The 26831-nt window shown below is 60.8% G+C and carries 20 protein-coding genes and 2 tRNA genes; 8 read left to right on the top strand and 14 right to left on the bottom strand.

The window, feature by feature from the left end:
* Positions 1-103 precede the first annotated feature (103 nt).
* From AAA138_RS04725 to AAA138_RS04750, 6 genes are all read left to right on the top strand, one after another.
* Positions 104-1066 (top strand): FHA domain-containing protein, encoded by a 963-nt coding sequence (locus AAA138_RS04725; protein WP_349089744.1) that lies wholly within the window; start codon positions 104-106, stop codon positions 1064-1066.
* 96 nt (positions 1067-1162) lie between these two features.
* Positions 1163-3262: a protein kinase gene (locus AAA138_RS04730; protein ID WP_349089746.1), complete on the top strand. Its 2100-nt coding sequence runs from the start codon at positions 1163-1165 to the stop codon at positions 3260-3262.
* A gap of 567 nt (positions 3263-3829) precedes the next feature.
* Positions 3830-6172 (top strand): heavy metal translocating P-type ATPase, encoded by a 2343-nt coding sequence (locus AAA138_RS04735; RefSeq protein ID WP_349089747.1) that lies wholly within the window; start codon positions 3830-3832, stop codon positions 6170-6172.
* Between the two features lie 152 nt (positions 6173-6324).
* Entirely contained in the window at positions 6325-6546 is a 222-nt protein-coding gene (locus AAA138_RS04740; protein WP_006235338.1) for a heavy-metal-associated domain-containing protein, read from the top strand.
* A 134-nt stretch (positions 6547-6680) separates the two neighbouring features.
* Positions 6681-6953: a metal-sensing transcriptional repressor gene (locus AAA138_RS04745; protein WP_349089748.1), complete on the top strand. Its 273-nt coding sequence runs from the start codon at positions 6681-6683 to the stop codon at positions 6951-6953.
* Positions 6954-7034: 81 nt separating this feature from the next.
* A complete protein-coding gene (locus AAA138_RS04750) occupies positions 7035-7538 on the top strand; it encodes a hypothetical protein (protein ID WP_349089750.1) in 504 nt (167 codons plus the stop codon).
* Positions 7539-7645: 107 nt separating this feature from the next.
* On the opposite strand, the gene AAA138_RS04755 is transcribed toward AAA138_RS04750, so the two are convergent.
* The 5 genes from AAA138_RS04755 to gltB all read right to left on the bottom strand — a co-directional run bounded on the left by AAA138_RS04755 (position 7646) and on the right by gltB (position 18021).
* Positions 7646-9016, bottom strand: coding sequence for an amidohydrolase family protein (locus AAA138_RS04755; RefSeq protein ID WP_349089751.1), 1371 nt, complete (start codon positions 9014-9016; stop codon positions 7646-7648).
* A 489-nt stretch (positions 9017-9505) separates the two neighbouring features.
* The gene (locus tag AAA138_RS04760) at positions 9506-10567 is read right to left on the bottom strand and encodes a hypothetical protein (protein ID WP_349089752.1); all 1062 of its coding nucleotides are present in this window, start codon (positions 10565-10567) and stop codon (positions 9506-9508) included.
* A gap of 205 nt (positions 10568-10772) precedes the next feature.
* Positions 10773-11480, bottom strand: coding sequence for a hypothetical protein (locus AAA138_RS04765; protein ID WP_349089753.1), 708 nt, complete (start codon positions 11478-11480; stop codon positions 10773-10775).
* A 353-nt stretch (positions 11481-11833) separates the two neighbouring features.
* Entirely contained in the window at positions 11834-13315 is a 1482-nt protein-coding gene (locus tag AAA138_RS04770) for a glutamate synthase subunit beta (RefSeq protein WP_349089754.1), read from the bottom strand.
* A 5-nt stretch (positions 13316-13320) separates the two neighbouring features.
* On the bottom strand, positions 13321-18021 hold the full coding sequence (gene gltB, locus AAA138_RS04775) for a glutamate synthase large subunit (RefSeq protein ID WP_349089755.1): 4701 nt from the start codon (positions 18019-18021) through the stop codon (positions 13321-13323).
* Positions 18022-18463: 442 nt separating this feature from the next.
* Between gltB and AAA138_RS04780 the strand changes: the two genes are divergently transcribed.
* Positions 18464-19720 carry an Nramp family divalent metal transporter gene (locus AAA138_RS04780; protein WP_349089756.1) on the top strand — a complete coding sequence of 419 codons (1257 nt, stop codon included), beginning with the start codon at positions 18464-18466 and terminating at the stop codon, positions 19718-19720.
* Between the two features lie 547 nt (positions 19721-20267).
* On the opposite strand, the gene AAA138_RS04785 is transcribed toward AAA138_RS04780, so the two are convergent.
* The 6 genes from AAA138_RS04785 to AAA138_RS04810 form a co-directional block, all read right to left on the bottom strand.
* Positions 20268-20411: a rubredoxin-like domain-containing protein gene (locus AAA138_RS04785; protein ID WP_117638060.1), complete on the bottom strand. Its 144-nt coding sequence runs from the start codon at positions 20409-20411 to the stop codon at positions 20268-20270.
* 89 nt (positions 20412-20500) lie between these two features.
* Entirely contained in the window at positions 20501-21004 is a 504-nt protein-coding gene (locus tag AAA138_RS04790) for a flavin reductase family protein (RefSeq protein ID WP_117746556.1), read from the bottom strand.
* 206 nt (positions 21005-21210) lie between these two features.
* Positions 21211-21681 carry an SsrA-binding protein SmpB gene (gene smpB / locus AAA138_RS04795; RefSeq protein WP_006235325.1) on the bottom strand — a complete coding sequence of 157 codons (471 nt, stop codon included), beginning with the start codon at positions 21679-21681 and terminating at the stop codon, positions 21211-21213.
* Positions 21671-22588 (bottom strand): hypothetical protein, encoded by a 918-nt coding sequence (locus tag AAA138_RS04800; protein WP_349089757.1) that lies wholly within the window; start codon positions 22586-22588, stop codon positions 21671-21673. Before AAA138_RS04800 ends, smpB begins: the two co-directional genes overlap by 11 nt.
* A gap of 98 nt (positions 22589-22686) precedes the next feature.
* Positions 22687-22760: transfer RNA gene (locus tag AAA138_RS04805), tRNA-Glu, on the bottom strand.
* A gap of 17 nt (positions 22761-22777) precedes the next feature.
* Positions 22778-22851, bottom strand: a tRNA-Gln gene (locus tag AAA138_RS04810).
* Positions 22852-23127: 276 nt separating this feature from the next.
* On the opposite strand from AAA138_RS04810, the gene AAA138_RS04815 reads away from it, so the two are divergent.
* Complete coding sequence (locus AAA138_RS04815; protein ID WP_349089758.1) at positions 23128-23538, top strand: hypothetical protein; 411 nt, start codon at positions 23128-23130, stop codon at positions 23536-23538.
* 196 nt (positions 23539-23734) lie between these two features.
* On the opposite strand, the gene AAA138_RS04820 is transcribed toward AAA138_RS04815, so the two are convergent.
* From AAA138_RS04820 to AAA138_RS04830, 3 genes are all read right to left on the bottom strand, one after another.
* Positions 23735-24094 carry an arsenate reductase family protein gene (locus AAA138_RS04820; RefSeq protein WP_347479471.1) on the bottom strand — a complete coding sequence of 120 codons (360 nt, stop codon included), beginning with the start codon at positions 24092-24094 and terminating at the stop codon, positions 23735-23737.
* Positions 24095-24186: 92 nt separating this feature from the next.
* Entirely contained in the window at positions 24187-25239 is a 1053-nt protein-coding gene (locus tag AAA138_RS04825; protein WP_349089760.1) for a MupG family TIM beta-alpha barrel fold protein, read from the bottom strand.
* Positions 25240-25356: 117 nt separating this feature from the next.
* Positions 25357-26787 (bottom strand): PTS transporter subunit EIIC, encoded by a 1431-nt coding sequence (locus tag AAA138_RS04830; RefSeq protein ID WP_349089761.1) that lies wholly within the window; start codon positions 26785-26787, stop codon positions 25357-25359.
* Positions 26788-26831: the final 44 nt, after the last annotated feature.

Here is a 26831-nt window from a genome sequence, read left to right on the forward strand (position 1 = left end):
CGTTGACGTGCATGTTTTAGTCCGTCCAATCGGATATAGTAGATTGAACTGTCAAATTGCATGCAAGTTCGGTCTGCGTGCTGCGACCGCAAGGAGGGGACCAATGGATCGAGAGACACCGCGCTCCGTCATGTTCGACGATCTGCGCAAGTTCGGCGGAATCACCAATCGTGATACCGCTTGGATGCTGCTGCGCTCCACCCCTATGGCCGGTGGCAAAGCACCACGCGACCGTGTGGACGAGCGAACGTTCCTATCGCGCGAGGTTGTTCACGCCCCCGTCGAGCGTCCGCGCCCCGAGCTGTTTGCCGATATCACCCAGACGGCCCAAAACATCACCGCTCGTCTGATCTCCAACCTCGGTGGCAGCGAGATGGCTCGTGCCATGGTGGCAGAGCACTATAGCGGTGAGGCTGCCGACGCCATGCGCGAGTCGCTGAGCGCCTATGGACTCGACGACCGCATCTACCGCAACGCCTGCGATCGCATCGCCGCGCCCGGCACAACGGCCGCCGATTGTGCACTACCGCTGGTCACGCTGTTTGTGGCGTGCGGTTGCCTGTGCGATCCCCAAGCCGCCGTGCAGGTGACCGAGACGCTCATCGCCGACAAGATGGGCGGGCACTTCTCCACCACCGAGCTCAGCGTAGGCGAAGGCTTTACCGCCGCCGTCGAGCCCGAGGTCAAGCATGCCGAGCGCCTGGGCCTTATCCGCATTGTGGGTAACGCCGCCAAGCCTCCGCTGTACCCGCTCAACGAGGGCGAGGGCGGCACCGTAATCGGTTCGCTCGCCACGGGCACCGGTGCCATCACCGATGTCGACCGCGATGTCTCGCGCCGACATGCACGCGTTTTTGCCAAGGACGGTTACTGGTACGTGCAGGGCCTGGGTTCCACCAACGGAACCGTGCTCATCTCGGGCGCGGATATGTCCCAGCACGTGGTCGAGCCGCCGCGCCATACACGCAGACCCGGCGTCGAATACCCGCCCGTTCCCCTGTGGCACAGCGACACTATTTGTTTGGGTGCCACGACCCGTTTTTTGGTTATGAAACTCGCAATTTAGCGTTGTGCCCGGCGCCGTACGTGGCGTACCGGGCACAACGTCTATCTGGTAAGAAGCGGTGCGCCCGCGTCCGCGACACCGCAAGGTAAGGTCACCATGGCAGATACCACTCCGCAGCCCGATTCAACGACGGTTCTCTTTCAGCTCGAGTCGTTCGATACCGCCGCCCCCGTCAATCCTGCCGACGAGGAACTCGCCAAACGCCGCTTTATGACGCTCATCGTCAAAGCCGACCGCTCTTCACATGGCAACACGGGCCTTGTGCTGCAGGCGCATAACACCTCAAACGAGCGATTCGCCGTCAAAGTGCTCGCGGACAACACGCTCATGCGTGCGCTGGGAACCAATACCCCGTCGCGTACGGCAGACGAATCCGCCATGCATCTGGCAAACACCGCCGCGCTTTTTGAGGAATACCGAAACCTCTGCCGTGTGTCACACTTGCGTGGTTTTCCCCACGTCTACGGCTATGGCACGTGCCAGGGCGAGCCGCTCATCCTTATGGAGTGGATCGAGGGCACGTCGCTCGACAAAGCAGCCAGCATGCTGCCGCACGATGGCGAGGGCGTGACTTGTGCCGCCACCGCATCGGTAGGCTGCGCTGTCCTGGGCACGCTGCTGTCGACCCAAAACCTCGAGACGCCGCTTGTGCACCGCGACCTGTCGCCCGCGAACATCATGTTCCGCACCAACGAGCTTGGCATCGACGAGCAGGTGCAGGCTCTGGCGTTTAAGCCGTGTCTGGTCGATATGGGTTCCTCGGTCCCGGCCCTGGGCAGTGACACGCTCACGCAGCGCGCCGACATTTGGCGCTATGCCACGCCGGCATACGCCGCGCCCGAAATGCTCACTCGCGATATCCCCAACATTGCCGAGCTGCGTCGCTCTCCCTCCGTCGACGTATACGCCATCGCGAGCATTCTCTACGAGCTCTACAGCGGTCACACCCCCTTTAGGGCGGCCAGGCACCAAGCGCATGAAGTCAGCTCGTACTATCTGCTCAAAACGCAAAACGAGCCCGAGCCGCTTGTCGCCCACAAGGGTGACGACCAGGCGTTTGCCGACCTCATCATGTCCTGCCTCGTGACCGACCAGGCATCGCGCCCCAGCGAGCGCGAATTCTACGAGGGCCTATTGGCATTCGCTCCCGACCTGGACGAATCGGCCGCAAGCACGCCGGGGCTCTCGCACCAGCCTATCAACATCGATGCCGGCGCGCACCTTAAGATCGACGTCGCCGGTGAACGCGCCCGAGCGCTTTTGGAGCAGGCCCGTCGCGATGCCATAACCCGCCGCCGGTTTATTATCGGCGGCGTTGTCGCAGCCGTTGCGGGGCTCGGAGCCATTGGCGCCGCCACTCACGGCTTCGGCATTCCCGACTACCTCGACGGCATCCGCGGATCGCTTGACGACTACACCTGGGATCAGCTGCAGGAGATTTCGCTTAAGATCAAGGCGGCGAGGAGCAACGCCGAAGCCCGCAAGATCGCCAAGCGCCATCATCTGCTCGACGATGACGGTCATATCCCCTATCCATGCACCAAACGCGTCACGCTCACCAACGGGCTGGAGGTCGGCGCACAGCTTGTGGGCATCCGCCACGACGAGCTTCTGGACGGGACGGGCAAGGCCGGACTGACGTTTATGTTCGATGCCGGCATTGCCGAACGCGACGCCGCGGCCCAACCGTTGAGCGCCGGCTGGGCAGATTGCGAGCTGCGGGAATGGCTCGACGGCGACGGCCTTAAGCTGCTGCCCAACGAGCTGCGCGCACTCATCAAATCTGTCAAAAAGATCTCGAATAACGTTGGCGCCGCCAGAAGCGCATCGTGTCTGAGCGAGCTGCCCGCGACCCTTTGGCTTCCCGCCATGGTCGAGCTCTGCGGCAATCAGCCACCCGAGTCATTTACCGAAGACTTTCACTACCTGGCAGATATCTACAACGGCGAGGGCAAGGAATACCAGCTCTTCCGCGAGCTCAAGGTAAGTCCGTATACCACGAACGAGACGTTGGTTCGTCAGTGGAAGGGCAAGGACGTCTGTTGGTGGGAACGAACAGCGAGTCCCGACACATCGGAGAGCGAAGGCACGCTCTACATGAACCGCGTGGGGCACGACGGCGACGTCTTTACGTACGCCACCCCTGCGAGCAAGCCCAACAAGCGGACCTGCGTGATCCCTGGATTCTGTATCTAGGGCCACGGGCTGCGGCAGGACTTCCGGCCCCGGCGTTTATCTCGATCTGTAACATCTACTCGGTAAAAACAGGTCTAGTTGTTACAGATTGAGACATTAAGGTTTTTGCTGAAGGTTCGTCTCGATCTGTAACAGTAACTCGGCAAAACTGGGGCCAGATGTTACAGATTGAGACATTAAGATTTTTGCTGAAGGTTCGTCTCGACCTGTAACATCTAGAACCCAAAAACCGGCCTAACTGTTACAGATTGAGACAAACCCAAACCTCGCAAAACAAAATCTCGATCTGTAACAGAAAAGGGCCGTTTTCCCTGCTAGATGTTACAGATTGAGATGTTAAGCACCCGCCGAATTGTATGTCTCAATCTGTAACAGTAACCCGGCAAAACTGGGGCTAGATGTTACAGATCGAGACGAAGGACGGGGATGGTGCACCAACCCGGCAGCCACCCTCATCTGTATCGGAATGTCATACATTTCTTTCTGCACTGGACACCCCCAGGGGGTATGGGTGTATAGTATCGGCAGGTTAACAATTCAAACACCGAACTACAGAAAGGAGAAGCCATGGCTCAAGATAAGTTCGACGTGGGCGGCATGACATGTGCCGCCTGCCAGGCGCATGTGGACCGTGCCGTGAGCAAACTCGACGGCGTCAAGAGTGTCGCGGTCAATCTGCTCGCCGGTTCCATGATGGTGGACTATGACCCCGCACAGGTCTCCCCCGACGACATCTGCACCGCTGTCGACCGCGCAGGCTACTCGGCCTCACCTGTCGATGCGGGCGCTGGCGCCGCCAGCTCAAGCGGCAGCGCGCAAGCCAGGTCCGGCGCCGCCCATATGGAGTCGCCGACCAAAAAGTTGGAGGCCACTGCCTCCGCCATGCGCACCCGCCTCATCATCTCAATCATCTTTCTCATTCCGCTGTTCTACATAGGCATGGGACACATGCTCGGCTGGCCGCTGCCCAGCGTCTTCACCGACCACACCCACAGCATGACGCTCGCCCTCACCGAGCTCGTCCTGCTCATCCCCATCGTCTACGTCAACGACGCGTACTTTATCAACGGCTTCAAATCGCTCGTGCACGGCGCGCCCACCATGGACGCCCTCATCGCCGTCGGCGCCACCGCGTCGATCGCCTGGTCGCTCTATGCCATGTTTATCATGGCCAACCAGCTGGCCGCAGGTCAGGTGCACGAGGCCATGATGACGAGCATGGACAACCTGTACTTTGAGAGCGCGGGCACGATTCTGTCGCTCGTCACCGTGGGCAAATACCTCGAGACGCGCAGCAAGTCCAAGACCGGCGGCGCTATCGAGGCGCTCATCGATCTGGCGCCCAAGACTGCGACCGTCGTTGCCGATGACGGCACCGAGACCGTTGTGGACGTCGACAGCATCCTTCCCGGCCAGGTCCTGCGTGTGCGCCCCGGCGAGTCTATCCCTGTCGACGGCGTGGTACTCGAGGGCGCGTCGGCCGTGGACGAGAGCGCGCTCACCGGCGAGTCCATCCCCGTGGAAAAGGCCGCCGGTGACACCGTCAACGCCGCCACGGTCAACCGCACCGGATCGTTTACCTTCCGTGCCACACGCGTGGGCGCCGACACGTCGCTTGCCAAGATCATCCAGCTTGTCGAGGACGCCAACGCCACCAAGGCGCCCATTGCCCGCATGGCCGATAAGGTCGCCGGCGTGTTTGTGCCCGTGGTGTTTGCAATCTCGGCCGTGACCTTTGTGGCTTGGATGGCACTGACCGGCAGCGTGAACGAGGCGCTCACCTCCGCCGTGGCCGTGCTGGTGATCAGCTGCCCGTGCGCGCTGGGCCTGGCCACGCCCGTCGCCATTATGGTGGGCACCGGCAAGGGCGCCGAGATGGGCATCCTGTTTAAGAGCGCCGAGGCGCTGGAGAATCTGCGCAACGTGGGCACCGTGGTGCTCGATAAGACGGGCACCGTCACCCGCGGCAAGCCGGCCGTGACCGATATCGTGGTTGCAGCGCGCGCCGACGGCTCGCCCGCCATGAGTGAAAAGGCGCTGCTCAAGCTTGCCGCCGCACTAGAGCGCCAGAGTGAGCACCCACTGGCCGAGGCGATTATGGCCGAGTGCGAAACGCGCGGAATCGTCGCACGCATGGTCGAGGACTTTGCCGCCGTGCCCGGTCGTGGCGTGACGGCGCGCGAGGGGCAGAATGTCATCGCAGCCGGCAACGTTCGTCTGATGAGCGAGCTGGGCGCAGAGGTGCCCGCCGGTCTTGCCGAGCAATTTGCTACCGAGGGCAAAACGCCGCTGTTCTTTGCCAAGAACGGCGAGCTCGTTGGTACCATCGCCGTGGCTGACGAGGTCAAAGACACGAGTGCCGAGGCCATCGCCGCGCTCCGCAAGCTCGGCGTCGACGTGCGCATGCTCACCGGCGACAACCGCGTGACGGCCGAGGCCATCGCCCGCCGCGTGGGGCTGAGCAGCGAACAGGTCATCGCCGACGTCCTCCCCGCCGACAAGGAACGCCACGTGCGCGAACTACAGGATGCGGGCGGCAAGGTCGCCATGGTGGGCGACGGCATCAACGACTCCCCCGCCCTGGCGCGCGCCGATGTGGGCCTTGCCATCGGCACCGGCGCCGATATCGCCAAGGAGGGTGCCGACGTGGTACTCATGCGCAGCGACCTCATGGACGTCGCCCGAGCCATCGAGCTTTCACGCGCCACGATCCGCAACATCAAGCAGGACCTGTTCTGGGCACTGTTCTACAACGGCATCGGCATTCCGCTGGCGGCGGGCGTGTTCTTCCCGCTCACCGGATGGCAGCTCTCGCCGATGTTTGGCGCTGCGGCCATGAGCCTGTCGAGCGTGTGCGTTGTAAGCAATGCTCTGCGTCTGCGAAGCTTTAAGCCCAAGACGGCGCGCTGACGCACCCGACCTTGCCCCTCAAACCGTCGCTCGCGTACCCAAGTACGCTTCGCTCCTCTTTCGGGGCAATCTCGGGCACCTCAGCACACCTTTAAGATGACGCTGTTCACGACTAAACTGTCAGATAATCTCAATCGATAAGGAGTACACCCATGCGTTACACAATCAAGACTTCCGGCCTTATGTGCGGCCACTGCGACGCTACTGTCGAGACCGCGCTGCTCAACGTAGCCGGCGTGACCGATGCCGATGCCGATCACGAGACCCAGACCGTCCAGGTAGAGTGCGCCGACACCGTGACCGCCGAGCAGCTCGCCGCCGCCGTCGAGGGCGCGGGCGAGAAGTTCCACGCCCTGTCCGTGACCGCCGCGTAGCAGGCGCCGCCTACTCAATCCTCAGAAGTTGCGGTGAAATAGTTCCTGTTTTAGCGCTTCAAGCCTGCAAACAAGAACTATTTCACCGCAACTGACGGGGCATCCGGAAAATCGACCAGAAACGAGGACCCGCCATGATGGCAGACCAAAAATCGGTGACCCGCATGCTCAAGACGGCGCGCGGGCAAATCGACGGCATCCTGCGGATGGTGGAGGAGGACCGTTACTGCGTCGACATCTCCACGCAGCTCATGGCCACGCAGGCGCTCATCGCCCGCATCAACGCCGATGTGTTGAAGGCACACATCGAGGGCTGCGTCGCCTCGGCCATCGAATCGGGCGACGAGGAGCTCAAAGCCGCCAAGCTCGCCGAGATCGAACGCGTCGTCGACAAGCTCGCCAAGTAATTGGTGCAAGGGGGACAGGTACGTTGCACCACCTTGGTGCAGATTAACCTGTCCCCAATGCACCAAAAGGGGTATAAAGGCGTGCAGCATATCGAACGAAAGGCAATTCGCATGAATGACTTTATGAAGGGTCGCAACGGCGCCGATGAGCTCACCATCGTGATGGGCTTCGCAGGCATTATCATCGCGATGATCGGTTCGATGGCCCGTATCCAGTGGCTCAGCTGGATCGCCATCGCCGTGATCGTACTTGGCGTGCTGCGTGGCCTGTCCAAAAACATCGACGCGCGTCGCAAGGAGAACGATGCCTTTGTCGCGGCGACCGCAAACGTCCCCGGCCTAGGCAAGTTCGTCGCCAGCTTGGGCGGCGGGACTGCGGCTGCCAACGCCTCGCGCGCGGCCGGCACCAGCAAGGAAGACTTTGAGCGCGCCAAGCGAACGGCCAAGAAGATGTGGAAGGGTCGCAAGACCACGGCGTACCTCAAGTGCCCCAACTGCGGCCAGATGTTGTCCGTCCCCAAGGGCAAGGGCAAGATCCGCGTCACCTGCCCCAAGTGCCATGCCAAGATGGAAACTCGCTCCTAGCCGCTACACCATAGGACAAAATAAAAGCCGAGGCTTCGTGTTGAGACCTCGGCTTTTTGTATGGGGCGACATCATTCGATAAGGCTGTCGCCCCGTCGCGCCAGTGCCTAAGCTACGCCATCGCGGGCAAGCTCCTCTGCCAGGGCTTCTGCCGGCATGGCCATAATCGCGTCGAGCTCGGTGTCGACCTCGGGGATGCGTTTGACCTTCAGCTTGCGCGCCAGGTTGCCGCGGCACATCACGTGCATCGGTTCACGCAACACCGCAAGGTCGTCCAGAGGATTCTCGCGCGTCACCAAAATGTCGGCCGCCTTGCCGCACTCGATCGTACCGGTCTCGTCACCCAGGCCCAGCAGCTCGGCATTGACCTGCGTGGCCGTATGCAGCGCAAAGGCATTGCTCACTTTGACGTACTTGGCAAAGTAGGCCACCTCGCGCCACATGTCGTACTGCGTCACGAACGGGCAGCTCGAGTCCGTGCCCAGGCCCACCTTAACGCCGGCATCCAGGGCGGCGCGAGCGCTCTCGATAATGCCCGAGCACACAATGTCACCGTTCTTCTTTTGCGTGTCGGTCGAATGGGTCTTTTCCGGATCGAGCAATACAAACGGCAGCGCCGGGCTGATCGTGCAGGTCACGCTCGGCGCGCGCCCCTCGAGCTGTGTTCCCGCGGCACCGCGGTACAGCTCCAGAATCTCGGGCGTCAGAGGAGCGCCGTGCTCGATCGTATCGACGCCGGCCTGAAGCGCAGCGCGTACGCCCTCGGTGCTCTCGACATGGGCCATGACCGGAAGGCCAACCTCGTGCGCCGCCTTGCATGCCGCAGCGGCAACCTCGACCGGCATGCGCAGCACGCCTGGCTCGCCTACTTCGGTCGCGTCGAACACGCCGCCTGTCACGAACAGCTTGATGACGTCGGCGCCACGCGCGTACAAGTCGCGCACCTGTTCGGCCGCCTCGGCGGGGCTGTTAGCCACCTGCGCAAAGAGGCCCGCACCGTGGCCACCCGGCACCGTGACGCCCGTACCCGGTGCCACCAGACGCGGACCCTGATACTTACCGGCATCGATGGCATCGCGCACGGCGATGTCGGCAAACAGCGGGTCGCCTGCACCGCGCACCGTGGTCACGCCGCTTGCCAGCTGCTGCTGAGCGCTGCCCTTGAGGATATGGCGTACGATGGCGCGGCCCACGGGATTGTCGAGCTTCTTCATCAGCGCGCCGGCATCTCCCGCCGAGACCGGTTTGCCCGAACCGCACAGATGCACGTGCATATTGATGAGACCCGGCATGAGATACGCACCTGCCAGGTCGATGACCTCGGCACCCGCCGGAGCTTGGGCCACGGCGCTCGGTTCCATCCAGGTGATGACACCGCGCTCAACGGCCACGGCCATATCGGGCTGCGGCTCCATATGCTCCGAACCATCCAGGACGGTCGCATTGATAAACAACGTGGGACGATCGGCAGACGCCATATCGAGCTCCTCCCTCACGATTAACTTGAACATTTGTCCATTATCACCCAGCGCGACAGGGCTGCTGCGGACATATCGGTTAAAGGGAGGAAGAGAGATGTGAGGGCAAACGGAGACAGCGCGGCGATGTTCCGGTCGTTCCAGCAAAACGTCTCGATCTGTAACAGGTAGACCATCTTTAACCTTCCAAATGTTACAGATCGAGATCTTTCGGCACCGCGTCCAACCTTTGTCTCAATCTGTAACAGTTAGACCGATTTTTGGCCGTTAGATGTTACAGATTGAGATATTCTCCAGCCCCGTCGTCAAACGTCTAGGCCTGTAACAAGTAGACAGGTTTTCGGCCTCTAGATGTTACAGATTGAGATCTTTTAGCGACAGCCAACCTTCTGTCTTGATCTGTAACAGCTACGAGGCCAAACGGCCCCTTGTTGTTACAGATCGAGACAAACTCGGCAGGAACAACCACATCCGCGTCGGTTGCACCCCTCAGCGCCCATACCACTGGCGTCTCCATTCCTCAGCCAAATCGGCCCGCTGTGGAATGCCCGCCAGTCTCATCTTTTCAGCCAGCTTCCCCGGGTTCTTGAGCTCATCAAACGTAAACCGAAGCACCTTATGTCCGAGCATCGTCAGATGGGACTCTCGCTGACGTTCTGCCACGAATGGGTCGACCGACTCCCGATCCCCACCATCCTGCAGGGTATACTTTCCCTTTCCATCGAGCTCGCCAATCACGCACGCCCCGTCCTCGAGTCTCCAGAAATAGTCGACTCGAAATACCTGATTCGGATTGAGCGGATCACGAAACTCCACCTGCAACTCTGGCACCAGAAACCCGTATGCAATAAAGAACGCCCGAAAACGAGACTCGCCGCCGTTTTCGGACAGCCCGTCCGCATACGACGCAATCACCTGCGCTCTGCGATACCCACGCTTGCCTTCACAATCCATACGAAGCCGCTCACAAAAGTCATCGCGCGATACGCCCTTTGCTCGCAACGCAGAATCGGCAATCGCCAAGCCATACGAAAACGGCGCGCGCAGCAGGCAATCCTCTACCGTGCGCCAAAACGGCGTCACCCGCACGCCGTCGACTTGTTCAAGCGCACACGCCACCCGCGGACGTAACAGCCGGCATCCTGCACTCAGCGGCACCGAGCAACCTGTCTTAACAAGATATCGTGGCCCGAGCAGATCATTCGGCACCTCCAGACCCCACAAAAGCGCCGCGTCATAACCCCAAAACGCCCAATCGGGATGAAACTCCGCAAGCCCTTTAATGGTCCGCAGCGCTCGCTCCGCCGGCGTCAACGCATCCCAATCATGTTGAAAACAGAACAAATACGGCTCGGGCTCCGCAATATCATCGGTTCCCACATGACGCCGCAGCCACATGAGCTCGGCATTGTCGTGCATCACAAGCAGCACGCCTTGTTCAGCCGCCTTCGCGAGCCTAGCAAGCATCCTATTCCGCGCCAAGGTGTTACGCGTTGCATGCTTGTGTTTGAAAACGGTATTAGACACTTCCATCACCATCACATCGGACAAATGGGCCATTGTCACCGTTGCCGCTGTCGACAAACGTCTTGATCTGTAACAGTTGGGTCGAGTTTTGACCTGTAGATGTTACAGATTGGGACATTCCCCCAGCCAGGTGCCAAACGTCTCGATCTGTAACAGGTAGACCGGTTTTTTGTCCCTAAACGTTACAGATCGAGGCGAATAGACAGGCGGCGGCGCGACTGCCCATCCCCTACTCCCATTCCTGCTCGTAGATGTTGAGCGACTTCACGTACCGCCCCTGGGCGCCCATGATGTCGCGGACCAGGCGTAAAAAGAAGCTGACGCACGAGGTGTCGAAACCGTCCTCTAGGTCCTCGGGATGCACCGCGCCCGGCCCGTCAACCGCCGTGTCGCTCAGGCGCGCGATGTCATACAGGTAGAGCTGTCCCGCCGTCAGCCATACATCGTCGACGCACGCGAGTCGCACCGCAATCGCGCCATCGTTCCAGTGCTCCTTTTGCACGATATGTGGGTCGTAGACGTCAAAGCGACGGTCGGTGCGCGTGTCCTTCAGCACGACCATGCCAGTCGCGGGATCCTTGTCCAAAATGCCAAAGCGCGAGAAATACTGCGTGTCGCGCACCTGCTTAAGTCGTCCGAGCGAAACAGGAGAAATTGACGCTGGCGGCTCGTCCACAAACAGCTCCAACAGCGTCTTGCCGCGGTAATAGGGGCGCTCAAACAACAGCCAATCGGTAAACGCCATGTTGTAGGCCATGATTTCGTTTTGAGAAGGTTCCTCGCAATAGCTGAGCCACGGATCGACGACAATCTCGAACTGCTCGCGCGCCGGCTCCAGGAATTGAAACTTCCGCAGCATCCAAAAGTGAGCCATGTCGGCAATATCGTTGCCGACGGCTTCAGCCAGCTGTGCTCGGTCAAAAACTTGGTCAGTCATGGCATCCTCCTCAAACTGATGGACCTCAATTTGAGCTTACGAGGAGGGTGGGCAACCGAGGCAAGCGCGGGCAAAATAGGCCTTCGACTGCAAACCAGATGCTAACCAAACACTTGACGGGACACTTGACCGAATGAGCGCACCGCAAAGAAACCGCAGGTAGACATAGACAGCCAACCCGCCCTTTTGAGCCAGATGCCCGCAGCCACCACAGAAAGAGCAGAGTAGCACAGGCGCAAACGTCGACGAATGAACACTTGTACGTCGACAAACGAACAGGCGCCCCGCAAAGAGTGTCCCCAACGACTAGACAAAAAATGACTAGTCGTTGGGGACGTTCTTAAATGACTACCTTACAGCTCCAGCGCCTCGGCGACTTCGGCTGCGCAGGTCAGGGCATCGGCCATGGCGTTCACAACGAGCGAGCTGCCGTTGCGGGCGTCGCCGGCCACATACACCGGCGCGGCATCCGCGGCGACACCCTCCGTGCGAGCCGCGAGGTGCGAGCCCTCGGCAGCCATCACCGGCAGCGGACGACCAGAGGTGGCAACAGGCACGCTCACCGCATCGAACACACTGTGCTCCGGACCCGTAAAGCCGCAGGCGATGAGCACCAGCTGCGCCGGCACCTCGTGCTCGGAGCCCGCAATGCGCTCCGGCTTGCCGGCCGACCAGTCCAGATCGACCACGCGCAGGCTCGCGGCCGCACCCTTCTTGTCCAGCAGCACCTCGAGGGTATCCACGCCCCAGGCGCGCATCTCGCCACCCATGGCGGCAATGGCCTCCTGCTGACCGTAGTCGGTCTTCTTAACGTTGGGCCACTGCGGCCAGGGGTTGCTCGCCGCGCGCTTATCGGGCGCGGCCGGCAAGAACTCAAACTGGCGCACGCTGCGCGCACCCTGGCGCACCGCGGTACCCACGCAGTCGTTGCCGGTATCGCCACCGCCAATGACCACGACGTCCAAACCGTGCGCGTTCACCGCGGGCTCGCCACCATCGAGCACCGAGATGGTCGAAGCCGTCAGGTAGTCCACCGCGTACACCACGCCCGGGGCATCAATGTTCGCAGCCGAAAGCCCACGCGGAGCACGGGCGCCGGCAGCCACCACGACGGCGTCAAAGCCATCGAGCTTGGCGGCAACCTTGGGATCGTTCACATCGGCACCAAGCTCAAACACAATGCCCAGCTCGCGCATGAGCGCCACGCGACGCTCGACCACGGACTTCTCGAGCTTCATGTTGGGAATGCCGTACATGAGCAGGCCGCCCGGGCGGTCGTCACGCTCAAACACCGTCACACGGGCGCCACGACGCGCAAGCTCCCATGCTGCCACCAGACCGGCAGGGCCGGAGCCCACCACGGCAACCGTGGGTGCGCCCTCCCCTGCCGGCTCAAAGCGACGCGGACCGCCATCTGCCCACTCATGGTCGCTGATCGCACGCTCGTTGTCATGAATCGTCGTGGGTTGGCCCTCGACCGAGCCCAGGTTGCACGCGGCCTCGCACAGCGCCGGGCACACGCGACTCGTGAACTCGGGCATGGGCGAGGTAAGCGACAGACGCTCGGCAGCCTCGTCCCAGCGGCCGCGGTACACCAGCTCATTCCACTCGGGAATCAGGCTGTGCAGCGGGCAGCCGCTCGGGCGTGCCTTGCCAAAGCTCGCGCCCATCTGGCAAAACGCCACGCCGCACATCATGCAGCGGCTCGCCTGGGCGCGACGTGCGTCGTCATCGAGCTCCACGTACAGCGGATCGAAATCATGGCTGCGCTCCTCCACGGGGCGAAGCTCGTGGGTCACGCGATCGATATCAAGAAAAGCACCGGGCTTACCCATGGCACTTACGCCTCCTTCTTGGTCGAAGCAACAGAGCTGGCAGCGGCGGTCACAGCGCCAACACCGGCGCCACCCGCAACATCAAAGCGAGCGACATCCGCGGCGCTCGCGCGACCGGTCACAATGCCAAACGCCAACTCCTCGGCCTGCGCATGCGTCTTGCCGGCAGCCTCGCCTGCGGCGACAATCGCCAGCACGCGCTCGTACTCGGTCGGAATGACCTTCACAAAGTGCTTGCTCATCGTCTCAAAGCTGTAGAGCAGCTTGATGCCGCGCGGGCTCTGCGTCGCGTCCACGTGCTCCTGAATGAGCTCGCGAATCTGCGCCAGCTCGCCGGCCGTCGGGGCCTTGAGCTCCACGCTCTCGTGGTTTACGCGGGCATCGAGCGTGCCGTACTGGTCAAAGACGTAGGCCACGCCGCCTGTCATGCCGGCGGCAAAATTCTGCCCGACCTCGCCCAGGATGAGTGCCAGACCGCCCGTCATGTACTCGCAGCCATGGTTGCCGCAGCCCTCGACCACCACGGTGGCACCGGAGTTGCGTACGGCAAAACGCTGGCCGGCAAGACCGTTAATGAAGCCGCGGCCGCTCGTAGCACCAAAGAACGCAACGTTGCCCACGATGATGTTCTCGTCGAACTTGTAGGTCGCATGCGGGTTGGGGCGCACCGACACCTCGCCGCCCGAAAGGCCCTTGCCAAAGTAGTCGTTAGCGTCGCCGCACACGTTGAGCGTAATGCCGCGCGGCAGGAAGGCGCCAAAGCTCTGACCGGCCGAACCATCGCAATCGATGGTAATGGAGCCGGCGGGCAGGCCCTCGGGATGCGCCTTGGTCACCGCGTTGCCCAAGATGGTGCCCACACAGCGGTTGACGTTGGCGATATCGGCGCGGAAGCGAATTGGACGCAGATGCGCACGGGCGTCGGCCGTATAGGGCACAAACAACGTGGAGTCGAGCGTCTTGTCGAGCTCGCTGTCCGCGGCCATCTGCGGCAGGAAGTGGCGACCGTCGGCGCCCGGAATATGGGCACCGAACTCGCAGGTCGCGCTCGCCAGCACGGGCGACAGATCGAGCAGGTTTGCCTTGCGGTTGCCCGGGACCTCGATCTGGCGCAAGCACTCGGGATGGCCGACCATCTCGTCGACGGTGCGGAAGCCCAGGCTCGCCATGATCTCGCGCAGCTGCTCGGCCACAAAGAGCATAAAGTGCTCAACGTGCTCGGGCTTACCGCGGAAGCCGTGACGCAGGCGGCAGTTTTGCGTAGCGATGCCGGCCGGGCAGGTGTCCTGCTGGCAGTCGCGCTGCATGAGGCAACCCATGGAGATGAGCGGCATGGTCGCAAAGCCAAACTCCTCGGCACCCAGCAGACAGGCGACGGCGACGTCGGTGCCGTCCATGAGCTTGCCGTCGGCTTCGAGCACCACGCGCGAGCGCAGGCCGTTTTGCAGCAGCGTCTGCTGAGCCTCGGCGAGGCCAAGCTCCAACGGCAGACCCGCATGCCAGATAGAGTCGCGCGCAGCGGCACCCGAGCCGCCATTGTGGCCGCTGATCAAGATCTTGTCGGCAGCACCCTTGGCCACACCGGTGGCGATGGTGCCGACGCCAGCCTCGCTGACCAGCTTGACCGACACGCGCGCGCCGGGGTTGGCGTTCTTAAGGTCAAAGATCAGCTCTGCCAGGTCCTCGATAGAATAGATGTCGTGGTGCGGCGGAGGCGAGATCAGGCCGATGCCGGGCGTAGACTGACGGACCTCGGCGATCCAGGGGTAGACCTTCTTGCCGGGCAGGTGGCCACCCTCGCCGGGCTTGGCGCCCTGGGCCATCTTGATCTGAATCTCGAAGGCGCTGCACAGATAGCGGCTCGTCACGCCAAAGCGCGCACTTGCTACCTGCTTGATGGCGGAGTTCTTGGAGTCTCCGTTAGCCAGCGGGGTCTCGCGACGCGGATCCTCGCCGCCCTCGCCGGAGTTGGAACGGCCGTGCAGGCGGTTCATGGCGATGGCCATGCACTCGTGTGCCTCTTTGCTGATGGAGCCATATGACATGGCGCCGGTGTTAAAGCGGCGGACGATGTTGAGTGCGGACTCGACCTCGTCGAGTGCCACCGGAGTGCGGCCGCTGGCATCAAAGTCCAGCAGGTCGCGCAGGCGCACGGCACGGCCGGTGCGGTGCAGGCGGGCGCTGTACTCCTTAAAGGTGTCGTAGCTGTCCTCACGGCAGGCGGTCTGCAGCAGGTAGACAGTTTGCGGATCGATGAGGTGATCCTCGCCGCCGAGCGGGCGCCACTTGGTCAGACCCAGCGTGGGCAGCTGATCGGGAGCCGGGCTCTTAAGGATAGCGAGCGCGGCGTCGTAGCGCTCGTTTTGCTCGCGCTCAACGTCCTCGACACCCATACCGCCCACACGGCTCACCGTGCCGGCGAAGTACGCGTTGACGAACTCCGGCGTAAAGCCCACGGCCTCGAAGATCTGCGCCGAATGGTAGCTCTGCACCGTGGAGATGCCCATCTTGGACATGATGGAGACGATGCCGGCGGTCGCAGCCTTATTGTAGTTGGCGATGCCCTGCTCGGCCGTCACGTCCAGGTCGCCGCGTGCCGCCAGATCGCGGATGCACGCATGTGCGTTGTACGGATAGATGCCGCTCGCAGAGTAGCCCACCAGTGCCGCAAAGTCGTGCGGGGACACGGCGTCGCCGCACTCTACCACGATGTCGGCAAAGGTACGCACGCCGGCGCGGATCAGATGGTTGTGCACGCAGCCCACGGCGAGCAGCGACGGCACGGGCACCTCGCCCGCAGCGGCGCGATCGCTCAGCACCACGATGTTCACGCCGTCGCGGACCGCAGCCTCAACGTCCTCTGCAAGCTGCTTGAGCGCAGCCTGCAGTGCGCCCTCGCCGGCATCACGGCGGTACACGGCACGGAAACGGCGGGTCTTAAAGCCCACGCGGTCGATGGCGCAGATGCGGTCAAACTCCTCCTCGTTGAGCAATGGGCGCTCCAAGCGAACCAGCTGGCAGGCCGTACGGGAGTCCTCGAGCAGGTTGCCGTGGTTGCCCAGATAGAGCGTGGTCGAGGTGACCATGTGCTCGCGCAGGGCATCGATCGGCGGATTCGTGACCTGGGCGAACAGCTGATAGAAATAGTCGTAGAAGGAGCGCGTCTTCTTGGACAGGCAGGCCAGCGGCGCATCGATGCCCATCGAGGCGAGTGGCGCCTTGCCCTGCTGGGCCATGGGACGCACGACCTCGTCAACATCATCCCAGTGATACCCGAGCTTAGCCATACGCACGGCGGCGGGCACCTCGGCGTCCTCGGCCGGCGTCGCCGTGGCAGGCCTATCGAGCGCGTCGACGGTCAGCGTCTCCTCGGCAATCCAATCACGGTAGGGCTTTTCCTTGGCGTAACGGGCGCGCAGCTCGTCGTTGTAGATGACGCGGCCGCGGGCAAAGTCGACCTCGAGCATCTGGCCCGGCCCCAGACAGCCGCTCGTCAGGATGTTCTCGGGGCTCACCTCGATGGTGCCCACCTCGCTCGCCAGCATAAAGCGACCGTCGCGCGTCACATAGTAGCGGGCGGGGCGCAGGCCGTTACGGTCGAGGGCGGCACCCAGCGTGCGACCGTCGGTAAAGGCGATGGCCGCCGGGCCATCCCACGGCTCCATGAGCATGGACTGGTAAGCGTCGTAGGCGCGGCGCTCCTCGCTCAGGCTGTCGTTGTGGTCCCACGGCTCGGGCAGTAACATGGACGCGGCACGCGTAAGCGGACGACCGTTCATGACCAAAAACTCAAGCACATTGTCCAGAATCGCGGAGTCGGAACCCTCGCGGTTGATGATGGGCATCACGCGCTCAAGATCGTGCTGCAGCACGGGGCTGTACAGGTTGGGCTCGCGGGCGCGGATCCAGTTGACATTGCCCTTGAGGGTGTTGATCTCGCCGTTGTGGATGATAAAGCGGTTGGGGTGCGCGCGCTCCCAGCTGGGCGTGGTGTTGGTGGAGTAGCGCGAGTGAACGAGCGCTACGGCCGTCTTGACGGTGGCGTCGTTGAGATCGATGAAGAAGCGGCGCATCTGCGTGGCCACAAGCATGCCCTTGTAAACGATGGTGCGCGAGCTCATGGAGCACACATAGAAGATCTTGTCGCGCAGGGCAAACTCGGCGTCGGCCTTCTTCTCGATGGTGCGGCGGCACACGTACAGGCGGCGTTCAAAGGCATCACCCGCCGGCGTGTCGTCGGGACGGCCCAGGAAGGCCTGCAAGATAGTAGGCATGCAGGCGCGGGCCGTCTCGCCCAGGTCGTGCGGGTCGACCGGCACCTCGCGCCAAAAGAGCAGCGGCACGCCGGCCTCGGCGCAGCCCTCCTCAAACACGCGACGGGCAGCCTCTACGCCCTTGTCGTCCTGCGGGAAGAACAGCATGGCCACACCGTAGTCGCCCTCTGCCGGCAGAATCTGGCCGCACTTTTGAGCCTCTTTACGGAAAAAGTGATGCGGAACCTGGAACAGGATGCCGGCGCCGTCGCCGGTGTTCTTCTCGAGTCCCGTGCCGCCGCGGTGCTCCAAGTTGACCAGAATGGACAGTGCATCGTCCAGAATCTGGTGATGGCGCTCACCGTTGATATCGGCGAGCGCGCCGATGCCACATGCATCGTGGTCGAATTCGGGGCGATAAAGGCCCTGCTGCTGAGCGGAATCTGCCTGCATCGCGATCCTCCCCTAGATATTAGACAGTCAATTGAATAGGCATACTAGGAGCATCGCCGGCCCGTTGTGTTTCCCACCCGTTTCGAAACAATCGCGTAACGCGCACCCTACGAGTGGACACCGCCGACCTCAAGGGCGACAACAAGGGCCCCAGGTTCGGCCCGTAAGCTCACCGCTTCAAACATCTCAATCTGTAACAGGAAGACCCAATTTTGGCGCCTAGATGTTACAGATTGAGATGTTTTTGAGAGACGGTTCCGAATGTCTCGATCTGTAACACCTAGGCCCAATTTCCATCCCTACTTGTTACAGATCAAGACATTTCGGCAATCCCCTTTCACCATCCTATTCAAATACAACAATTTTGTTAGTCGTGGTTAACTTTTTAGCCTAAAACGGGTATCCTTTGCGGCGTTAAACAAACGGCACGCAGGAGCGCACCATGCTCAACCATCTCAAACATCATTTTGGCTCCCGACGCACCGGTGGTCACGGAGGCCTAGACATTGCGCGGCATATCGGCCCCGGGCTGCTCGTGACCGTCGGCTTTATCGATCCGGGCAATTGGGCCTCAAATATGGCCGCGGGCTCTCAATTTGGCTACGCGCTGCTGTGGATCGTCACGCTGTCCACGATTATGCTCATCGCGTTGCAGCACAACGCGGCGCACCTGGGCATCGCCACGGGCGCCTGTCTTGCCGAGGCCACGACACGTTACCTCCCCCGCCTCGTCGGGCGTGCGATACTCGGCAGCGCATATCTAGCCACGATCGCCACCGCCATGGCCGAAGTCCTGGGTGGTGCGATTGCCCTTCAAATGCTCTTTGGACTGCCCGTGCGCGCGGGCTGCGTCATCGTGGCGGCAGCATCGATGACGATGCTCATGACGAGCTCCTACAAGCGTGCCGAACGCTGGATCATCGCCTTCGTAGGCGTGGTAGGGCTCTCGTTTTTGGCCGAGCTTGCGCTGGTCAAGGTCGACTGGCCGCAGGCCGCCGCAAGCTGGATCACGCCCGGTATGCCCACCGGCTCGGCCGCAATTATCGTAAGTGTCCTAGGCGCGGTCGTTATGCCCCACAACCTCTTCCTGCACTCCGAGGTCATCCAATCCATGCACTTCGAAGGCCAAGGCGAGCAAGTTATCGAAGAGCGTCTGCATTACGAGCTCTTCGACACGCTCTTTTCGATGGGCGTGGGCTGGGCAATCAACTCGGCCATGGTCATCCTGGCCGCAACGACCTTCTTTGCGCACGGCATTGTCGTAGACGACCTCGCCGTCGCAGCGGCCACGCTCTCCCCCATCTTAGGCCCGGCGAGCTCGACCATCTTTGCGGTGGCGCTGCTGTTTGCGGGCATATCGAGTAGTGTGACGGCGGGCATGGCGGCGGGCACCATCACCGCGGGCATGTTCGACGAGGAATACGACATCCACGACCGACATTCCTCGATCGGGGTGGCAGCCTGTTTCGTCGGTGCAGTGGCGGCGTGTTTGATCGTCCCGAATCCTTTTGAAGGCCTCATCTGGAGTCAGGCGCTGCTGTCGCTTCAGCTGCCGATTACGGTCTTTGTGCTCATACGACTCACCAGTTCGCCCCGCGTCATGGGCAAATACGCCAACTCGCGCCCGCTCAACGCGCTGCTCGTAGGGATCGGTGCCATCGTGACGATTCTCGATGTCGTGTTGTTGACAGGGATGTAATGGGACGGAACACCCACCCAGGCAAACGTCTCGATCTGTAACATCTAGACCCGCTTTTGATGTCTAGATGTTACAGATCGAGATCATTCCGAGGAACAGCTCCGTTTGTCTCAATCTGTAACAAGTAGACCCCGTTTTCACTGCCAGATGTTACAGATTGAGATCTTCTGCCGGACGGTTTTAGTTTGTCTCAATCTGTAACAAGTGGACCCAATTTCCGCTTCTAGATGTTACAGATCGAGACATTTCTTCAGCTCCAACCTTTTGTCTCAATCTGTAACAGATAGACCCGTTTTGAGCCGCCACATGTTACAGATTGAGATTTTGAGAATGATGGTTTTGGTTTGTCTCGTTCTGTAACAGGAAGACCCGTTTTGAGCCGCTAGATGTTACAGATTGAGACAAATGGTCGGCCGGACTCACAACAGACAGGATCGGCTAACAGCAGCCGTGATCCCTTGGGGACGGAGGAAAAGGGCCCCGGCCGGGATGACCGACCGGGGCCCTTGGACAGAGCTATGTTCGGCTTTCGCCGTGTGCCTGCGAGCTACTCCTCGACGAGCTCAAACTGATCGGGACCGACGCCGCACACCGGGCACACGTAGTCCTCGGGCAGCTCGGGCGTGTCGACCTCAACCTCGTAACCGCAAACGATGCACACGAACTTATACGTCTTTTTCTCCTCAGCCATGATGTTCTCCTCTCGAACGCGACTGGTGATGTACTTCGCTTATTAGTATATGTTCTCAATAATATAATGCAAGTGTTTTTAAAACATTTCTAGCCTTGATACGAAGACGCCTTCGGAGGCGTCTTGCCCTTCAGAACCTTGTGATAGTAGTCGTACGTCAGCGGCGTCTCGTCGCTCAGGCGCTCGGCGTCCTCGACCTCGCCGATAAACAGTAGATGCGTACCCACATCCACAGTGTCGATCAAACGGCAGCTAAACAGAGCCGCCGCGTGCTCGGGCACATAAGGCATACCCAGAGCCGTCTCGCGGGTCTCGTATTTGGCAAACTTGTCATAATCGCTGCTGGTGCGGAACCCAAAGTTACCGATGTAGAGCATGTCGGCAGTCTGATCGATCACGGTCAGCGCGAACGCTTTGGCCGATGCGATGACGCCCGAGGTGACGTTGTCCTTGTTCACGGCAACCGAAATGCGCGGCGGCATGGACGTCACCTGCACCGCCGTATTGATGACGCAGCCGGCGCGCAGCCCGTCTGCCGCAGCGCTCACCACGTACAGACCACTCGGCATGGTAAAGAACGCAGTTTTGTCCATAACGATCACTCCCCTAACCCGGGTTGGTACCTTATGGATGTATGTACCCACAAAAAAGGCGGCGCCCATACCGGACGCCGCCTTTGAGACATATGTGTCAGAACAGTAAGCAAGATGAGACGCCCGCAGTTGCGGTGAAATAGGGACTAAATAGCCCCTCAAACAGGCAAAACAGTCCGTATTCCACCGCAACTTGTACAGAGCGCCTAGCGATTACGCTCCTTAAGCGCGCGGTCAATCTCGCGCTGGACATCGCGCTTGGCCATATCCTCGCGCTTGTCGTAAAGCTTCTTGCCGCGGCCTAGGCCCAGCAGCAGCTTTACGCGGCCGTCGGTATTAAAGTACAGCTCCAGCGGCACCAGGGCATAGCCGCGATTACGTAGTTTACCGTCGAGAAAGTCAATCTCCTTGCGGTGCAGCAGCAGACGACGGCGGCGATCAGGGTCGCGGTTCCACACGCCACCATGGCTATAAGGGTGAATATGCAGGCCCACGAGCCAGCACTCGCCACCACGAATCAGTGCAAAGGTGTCGGTGATCTGGCACGCGCGCTCGCGAATCGACTTGACCTCGGTGCCACTCAGCTCAATGCCGCACTCAAAGGTCTCATCGATAAAATACTCATGGTGTGCCGAGCGATTCTTGGAGATGAGCTTGCGCTCGCGCTTACTGGGCATCGCCGGCCCCCTTGGCTCCATCGGCATTTGAGCCCGCAGCGTCGCGCTTTGCCTTGCGCTCAGCATTGAGCTCGGCATCGCTCTCGCGCACCAGTTTGATAATCGCCGCGCAGGCCTCCTCGCCCACCAAGTCGCGAGCACGCACCGTCAGGCGCGTAGCCTCCTGCTTGTCGCCGTCGCTTGCAGCATCTGTCGCGCACATAATCAGGCAGATGGCAATCTCGGCCGAAGGCGAGGTCGGCACGCCTTGCAGGGCCAGTTCACCCATCACGTGGTCGTCGCTCTCATCGGCGGCATCCGGATAGGTGGTATGGATCTTGTTGAGCAGGCGTGTCGTGTGCGCATCGTTGGGCGCTAAGCGCAGTGCCAGACGCGCGCAACCCACGGCCGCCGAGACGTTCTCGGTCTCAGGCTCCAAGAAGTACTGGCCCAAGTTGGCATAGGCGCGGGCGGCGCACTTGCCATCGCTTGCACGCTCCAGCACCGAGAACGAGAGCGATGCCCATTCCTGTTTGTCCTCGAGTGCGCGGAACAGCTCGGCCAAGTCCAAGCGATAGTTGCAGTTCATGGGGTCCCAACGCACGGCCTGCATCAAGGCATTACGAGCGCTCACATAATCCTGCTGGCGAATGTAGGCAAACGCCATGTCAGAGTACAGGCGGTCAAACGGCACCTCGACCTGCACGAGCTCGCGCGGATCCTTCTCCACGCGGCGATAGGCCAAGCGCTCAAACTTGCTATCGAAGCTAAAGTATTGGCGCTTCTCCTCCGTCTTGCACTCGGCGTCGATATACTCCTCGGCGAGCTCCACCAGGCGCTCCAGCAGCGGTGTCGCCGTAGCCAGGTCGCCCTGCGCCAGATAGTTCTCGGCATACGTGATGTCTTGCAAGCTGATGGGCAGATCCATGGCTACTCCTCGATCTGAGCGAAACACGGCAGGCGCCGTATATACGGTCAATACACAAAACCCGGGTCTCTTGCGAGGCCCGGGCGTTCATTTGTGGGTAGCCCGTACCAGATTCGAACTGGTGATCTCCGCCTTGAGAGGGCGGCGTCCTAAACCGCTAGACGAACGGGCCATATGTAGCAAATGCAATGGCTGGGATGGAGGGAGTCGAACCCCCATTGACGGAACCAGAATCCGCTGTCCTGCCATTAGACGACATCCCAATGACTGCATCGCTGCGCTCGGCTGTGCCTTTGCGCAAGAAAGAAATATACGGGAAGTCCCGCCATGACGCAAGCCCCAATTTTGACTTTTTTGAAATTCGGTCAAATTGGCCTAATTTCGTCCAACCCGTGAAGGACCTGTGAAGTCGACCGCCGTACACGAAGGGCAAAACGCCGCGAGCGGTAGCCGTCAACCGTTGGCAGATTCTACCGCGAAAACGATAGCACCAGGCAACACAATCGAAGTATCAATGACCACGTAGATATCGAGGCGCTATGGACGAAGAGCTTGATTACCTATGGGAGACCCTGGGCCTCGAGATCACTGCTGACCTTTGGCCCGAGCGGGACAAAATCCACCCCACACTGCGCCCCGCCATCACGGTGATGCAGGCAAACTACCGCCGCGCCTCATTTTTGATCATGCGGACGTCATGGCATGCGGCGCTCCCCGACCTCAAGCGCATCCAGGCAAGTCTCGTCGAGCTATCCGGCATGCCGACCGTCATATCCGAGACGAACCTGGAGCGGCGGCAGCGCGAGCGCCTGCAGCGGCAACGGATTCCGTTTATCTGCCCCGGCATTCAGGCATACCTGCCCTTTATGGACGAAGAGTACTGGAGCGACACGCCCGACAAGCACGCAAAGATCTACGACCCACACGAATGGGCGCAGCTGGAGGACTGACTGGGACAGGCCCGCCGGCGGAAAGCGCGTCCCAGATTTCAAGCTCAAACTGGTCCCTACATTCCCGTCGAGCCCTCAATCGGAAACCGTGTCCCGGAATCAGCGCTCGAAACGGGATGTCATTTCCGATAGAGCGCTCAACCGGAAAGCACATCCCAGAATCAGCGCTCAAAACGGGACGCACTTTCCGCAGCCGCTACAGCAACGCCTCGGTCCAAGCCGCTTCCTTAAAGCCGGGGATCGCAAAGTCGTCGCCCACCAGTAGCGGACGCTTAACAAGCATGCCGTCGGTCGCCAGCAGCTCGCAGCATTCCTGGTCCGTCATACCCGCATCCAGGCGCGCCTTCAGGCCCAGCTCTCGATATTTCATGCCCGACGAGTTAAAGAAGCGTCGCACCGGCAGCCCCGAACGAGCAATCCAGGTCGCAAGTTCATCGGCCGTGGGATTGTCCGTAACGATATCGCGGTCGATATACTCAACCCCATGTTCGTCCAGCCATGCCTTGGCCTTTTTACAGGTCGAGCACTTGGGATATTCAACAAACAATACGGTCATGGGAATCCTCCGAATGTAGATCGGCCAACGCAGGTACACACCATACGAGGCGCCTTCACATGATGAGGCAATTGTAGCCCACGGGTCACACGCTAAACGAACCGTACCCCGAATCCGCGTTTGATGAACGGCAGCAGCTCCATTGCCTCGGGCGTGATATGGCCCGCAACGTTCATGCGCTCGTCACCGGGAAGATCGACCCGCGCAATCTCAAGCTCGCCTTCGTAGCGCCCATAGCCGCTATTGCTCACAGCGATCGACCCCGCCTTTCGCGGCAGGCCGGCACCGGTATCCGTCGGCACGGAATCCGGCTTAAGCGTCGTGCGCGACTCCTGAGACCTAAAGATGAGGGCGCTCGAATCGGGCCGGTCGTGATGAATCTGCCCACGTACATAGGCATAGCCGGACTCAAGCTCGCATTGCAAATCCACGTATCCGGCAGAAACTTGAGCAAACTGCGCCCAACCCGCATCGGAAAGATCGGGGTCGCCAACCAAAACGATGTCGCAATCGGCGCCGTGTGCGAGCTCAAGCATGTTGAGGGCAACCTTCGACGCGCGACCGCGCTGCGCCTCAACCGTCGGCAGTCCTTCGAATACCGGCCCGCGAACGTTGGCGTCACCTGGCACAAAAGCCATGATTTCGAAGCCAAGCGCCGCAAGACGAAGATTCGTCCGAGCAATGTCCTCCAGAGCTAAACCGGTATAAGGCTTGGGATAAAAATTGTGGCAGGCGGCAAAACGAGTCACATCGGCACCGGCTTCTCGCCACGATGCGATTTCATCAGAACTCACCGTCGATGCATTGACCACAATGCGAAATTCACCGGACAGCTCCGCGACCCGCTGGGCGCTAAAGCCATAGTCCAAACGAAGGTATTCCAGCCCCAGATCGCGCAGATCTTCGATACGCTCAAGCCCGAGCAAATCGCACGTGCGCGGCCCCACATCGGCAATGAGCGCAATGCCGCGGGCGGAAAGCAGCGACAGCACGTGACGGACCTTATCGGCATACGCCGCTCCCCCATCCTCGGGAATATGCAGCGAGGTGAACGCGTAGCGCGCACCCGCCGCGGCGCCACGCTCAATCGTCCGTTCAATATCCTGCAGAGGGCTAGAAAGATAAATCGAAATACCCGTTTTCACGCTTCAACGCTCCTTTAAAAAAGGCCGGCGGAGCAGTTAGCCCCGCCGGCACAACCATAGCATCAAGAAATCTTCCGCGCGCCGCGAGCCCTGAGCAACACGGCTCGCGATATCAAACTACTCGCCAAAGAACTCGTTGATCCTCTGCTCGTCGACGCCAAAGAACCACGTCAGGACAAAGCCGGCGGCATAAGCAAGCAGCATAGCGGCAACGTAGCCGAGCTGCTGACCAGGAACGACGATCAACAGGCCAAACAGACCGGAAACACCCTGGGAAACCGTGCCGATGTGAAGCAGTGCTGCAAGCGCGCCGCCAAATCCGGCACCCAGGCAGGCCGTCACAAACGGACGAACGAGCGGCAGCGTAACGGCATACATCAGAGGCTCGCCCACGCCCAGGATGCCAACGGGGATGGACTCGGCGACGTACTTCTTGAGCTTGGCGTTCTTGGTCTTAAAGTACAGCGCCAAACCGGCACCGACCTGGCCGCCGCCAGCCATCATAAGGATGGGCAGCAGGTAATTGATGCCCTTGGTAGCGCCGTCGGGATCGTTGAGCATAGCGTGGATCGGCGTGAGCGCCTGATGCAGGCCGACGGACACCAGCGGCAAGAAGCCTGCCGACAGGATATAGCCACCCAGGACGCCCAGCTTCTCGAAGATAAAGGTGAGGACGCTAAAGATAGCAGTCGTCAGCCATGCGCCAACCGGCTGGATGACGAGCATCAGAGCAAAGGCGCCGATGATGAGCACCAGCAGCGGGGACAGGAACGTATCGAGCGCGTTGGGCATAACCTTGCGAATCTGACGCTCCATCCAGGCAAAAAATGCGCCAGCGATGAGAGCCGCGATCATGCCACCCGCTGCGGGGTTGTACTGCGCACTGGTGAGCGGCAGCAGAATGGCAGTGGCAGGATCAGCCGCGCCAGGCGCAAGCAGGGGCATGGCACTGTTGGCGATACACATCATGCCGGCGATGCCGCCCAGCGCAGCGGAGCCACCAAACTCACGTGCCGCGTTATAGCCCACCAAGATGGGTAGATAGGCAAACAAGGCCCAGCCCATGGAACGAATGCCCTGGTACCACCACTCGCCTGCAAGCGCGCCTGCCGTCGAGACGTTAATGACGTTGCAGATACCGTTGATGAGGCCAGCCGCAATGATGCCGGGAAGCAGGGCGACGAAGACATTGGAAATCTTCTTGAGGAAGGCCTGAACCGGCTTAGACTCGTACTTGGCCTTCTGCGCGGCCTTGTTTGTGGCCGCAGCGTCAACCACGCTCTCGTCAGCAACGCCTTTCGCGAGGCCGGTGAGCTTGGAGAACTCCTCGAGCACCTTATTCACCTTGCCCGGACCCAGCACGATCTGCATCGTATCGTCCTCAACCAGGCCCATCACGCCGTCGAGCGCCTTAATACCCTCCGTGTCGACGTTGCCCGTGTTTTTGACGGTCACGCGCAGGCGCGTCATGCACGCCGCGTTTGCGAGCACGTTGTCTTTACCGCCCAAAAGGTCCAGCAGCTTTTGAGCCAGCTCTTTGTTCGTCATAACTCCTCCTTGTATTGGGTACCTCTTCTTGATGTCATATCAGC

The sequence above is a fragment of the Collinsella sp. CLA-JM-H32B genome, assembly GCF_040098065.1.
Classification (GTDB): domain Bacteria; phylum Actinomycetota; class Coriobacteriia; order Coriobacteriales; family Coriobacteriaceae; genus Collinsella.